Origin of the sequence: Amycolatopsis sp. SID8362, assembly GCF_010550475.1 — a bacterium.
In the GTDB taxonomy this organism is placed as follows: Bacteria; Actinomycetota; Actinomycetes; order Mycobacteriales; family Pseudonocardiaceae; genus Amycolatopsis; species Amycolatopsis eburnea.
Map to the genome: position 1 here is coordinate 1 of NZ_JAAGNB010001281.1, position 3169 is coordinate 3169.

Sequence of the window (3169 nt, forward strand, 5' to 3'; positions counted from 1 at the left end):
CGGCCGCGCACGGCAGCCTCCCCCTCGACGCCGTCGAGGACGCCTACGACGACTTCGAACCCGCCGAGTCGCGCGCCGACCAGGCCGCGCGCCGCACCCGCGTCTCGCTGGCCGCGCCGCGGCCGAGCGCGGTCGACCTGGACGAAGACGACGTCCGCATCTACAGCGCGCCCCCGCTCGACGGCCTGGGCGGCTTCACCATCGGCTCGGTGCCCGCGTCGGTGACGCCGCCGAAGACGTGGCGGAAGGCCGCCTGGTTCGCCACCGGCGCGTCCGGCGCCGTGGTCGTCGGGCTCCTGTGCGCCGGGTCCTTCCTGGTCGGGAAGCCGCCGGTGGACCAGGCCGTCCAGGGCTCGTGGCCCGGCTACCAGGGCGTGCCGACGGTGATCGACCCGACCGGTGAGCACCAGCCCCCTTCGGAAGGCGGTTCCGCGTCCGGCCCGGAGACCTCGTCCCGGCCGGGCAACGACAACGCCGGCGAGCGGAAGACCAGCGCCAACGGCGGCGCCGGGCCGGGCGAAAGCTCCTCCGGCCCGGGCAGCAGCACGTCCGACTCCACGGGGACGACACCCGGCACGACGACGCCGGCCAGCGCGCCACAGAAGCCGCCGGTCACGCCCGCGCAGCGCGAGACCCCGGTGAAACCGCCGTGGTGGTACTCCTTCCCGCCGGACGCCCAGACCATGGGCGACAACTCGGAGAAGTTCTTCAACACGGTCACCACCGACCCCGCGTCGGCGTCGTCGGTGACCACCGGCGAGCTGCACGACCAGGGACCGCAGGCGCTCGCGGAGCGGTACGCCGGCATCGCCTACTTCGAGGTCAAGAAAGTCAGCATCGACCAGCAACGCGGCGTCACCGTGAACACCGTCGAGGTCACCCACACGGACGGGACCAAGACGATGGAAGAGCGCACGCTGACGTTCGGCGACGGCGACAAGATCGCGACTGACGGCCGGTAACCGCACCTGCACGTGCGGTTCGCCCGTTCCGATGCACGTGCGGTGCGCCGAGCGGTTATGCCTGGTCCGGGTGGGTGACATAAGCTGCCGCTCGTCGTATCGCGACGGCATTCCGGCGACAGAGCCTGGTGATCGCCGTCCGCACAGGGTTACCTGACGACAGCGGATCCGGAACCGGCCACGAGTCGGCCACCCGGACCAACGGAAGCCCCGCCGAACGGCGGAGTGACCGTCCCCGGAACCCCAGAGCGAGGACTTTCGTGCTTGATCGGCAGCGCACACGGCGTGAGACACCCCACGCCGTCCGCGTCGAGGACGTCATCCCGGCCGAGATTCTCGACGGCGTCGGTGACGCCGACCGCGACTATCTCGAGCAGGTCTTCCGCGACCCGCAGAAGTTCCTGCCGCCGCGGCCGGAGCCGGTGCGCGAACCGGAGCAGGCCGAAGACGCCGGTGAGCCCGAAAGCCGCTTCGCCCGCCGCGCCAAGCTGACCGGTCTCGTCGCCGCGGGCGCGCTCGTCGCCGGCGCGGTGATCGCCGCGCCGATGCTGACCAGCTCGCACCGCGCGGTGTCCGCCGGCGGGCAGTCCACCCCGGCCGGCTTCAGCGGGGCCGCGGAGCTCGGCGGCCTCGCCGTCCCGCAGCACCAGGCCGGTGGCGGCACCCCGGCGCACCCCGGGCAGTCGACGCAGGGCTCGCCGGCCGACGGCGGTCAGCCGTCCGCCCAGGTCGCCGAGGGCTCGCGGCAGGAGACGGCGTCGAACACCGCCGAACCGGTCCCGGACAAGGCGGCCGACGCGCGCAGCGCGAGCCGGAAGATCCAGGCGGTAAAGGACTTCTACGCGGCCATCGCGCGTGACTCGTCGGGCGCGCTCGCGCTGCTGAGCCCCGATCTGGCGGGCGGCGCGGCCGGCGAACTCGTCCGCACCTGGAGCTCGATGGACGCCATCGACGTGCAGGAAGCCGACACGCAGATCAAGCCGGACGGCTCGATCCTCGCGGTCGCGACGCTGCACCGGCCGGACGGCGCGCTGGTGCGCGTCACCCAGCTGTTCCGGGTCGCCGACACCGGCGGGTTGATCACCGAGGCCGAGCTCGTCTCGGCCCAGTACATGTAGCCCTCGGCGATCATCCCTTCACCCCTGGTTCAAGTGCCCGTGCCGGATTCGTGTGCGCAGAGTGAGCGCCTAGCCTTGTCACGGGCCGGTCTCGGAAAAGCCGGCACAGAGCCCACGACATGTGCATACGCTCCAACGACGCGGCGTGTTCGTGGCCGCGTCACCAGGCACCTATCCTCACGCCCTGGTGAAGTCGGAGCCCAAAGGGAGGTCGCGTGAGCGACGAGGGTCGTCTGGTCGCCGATCGGTACCGCATCGTCGGCCGGATCGGCACGGGCGCGATGGGGGCCGTCTGGCAGGCGCACGACGAGGTCCTGGGCCGCACCGTGGCGATCAAGCAGCTCCTGCTCCAGCCGCACCTGGACGAGCACGACAAAGAGGACGCCCGGCAGCGCACCATGCGCGAGGGCCGGATCGCGGCACGGCTGCACCACCCGAACGCGATCTCCGTCTTCGACGTCGTCACCGACGACAACGGCCAGCCCTGCCTGATCATGGAGTACCTCAACTCCACCAGCCTGGCCGCCGTGCTGCAGGAACGCCGCACGCTGCCGCCGACCGAGGTGGCGCGCATCGGCGCCCAGGTCGCCGCGGCGCTGCGCGAGGCGCACGCGGTCGGCATCGTCCACCGCGACATCAAGCCGGGCAACATCCTGCTCGCCGGCAACGGCACGGTGAAGATCACCGACTTCGGCATCTCGCGCGCCAAGGACGACGTCACGGTCACCAAGACCGGGATGATCGCCGGCACGCCCGCCTACCTGGCCCCCGAGGTCGCCATCGGCGGGGACCCCGGCCCGGAGTCCGACGTCTTCTCGCTCGGCTCCACGCTGTACGCCGCGTGCGAGGGCCAGCCGCCGTTCGGGCTGTCGGAAAACACGCTGAGCCTGCTGCACGCGGTCGCGGCCGGGCAGATCAACCCGCCACGCCAGTCGGGGCCGCTGGCCAGCGTGCTGGCCGTGCTGCTGCACCCGGACGTCGAGCACCGGCCGACCGCCGAGGAGTGCGAGGAGCTGCTCGCGGCCGTCGCGCGCGGCGAGACGCCGCTCGGCGGCCCGGCCGAGGAGACGATGCTGGCGCCGTCCGCCG

Annotated in this window: 3 protein-coding genes; all 3 read left to right on the forward strand. The window is 72.5% G+C overall.

Annotated features, from left to right (window positions below; translation table 11 throughout):
- The coding region (locus tag G3I65_RS39730) for a hypothetical protein (RefSeq protein ID WP_160700653.1) at positions 1-962 on the forward strand (962 nt) is incomplete at its 5' end.
- Positions 963-1222: 260 nt separating this feature from the next.
- The gene (locus G3I65_RS39735; protein WP_160700654.1) at positions 1223-2080 is read left to right on the forward strand and encodes a hypothetical protein; all 858 of its coding nucleotides are present in this window, start codon (positions 1223-1225) and stop codon (positions 2078-2080) included.
- Positions 2081-2295: 215 nt separating this feature from the next.
- A partial coding sequence (locus G3I65_RS39740; protein ID WP_160700655.1) for a serine/threonine-protein kinase occupies positions 2296-3169 on the forward strand: 874 nt, incomplete at its 3' end.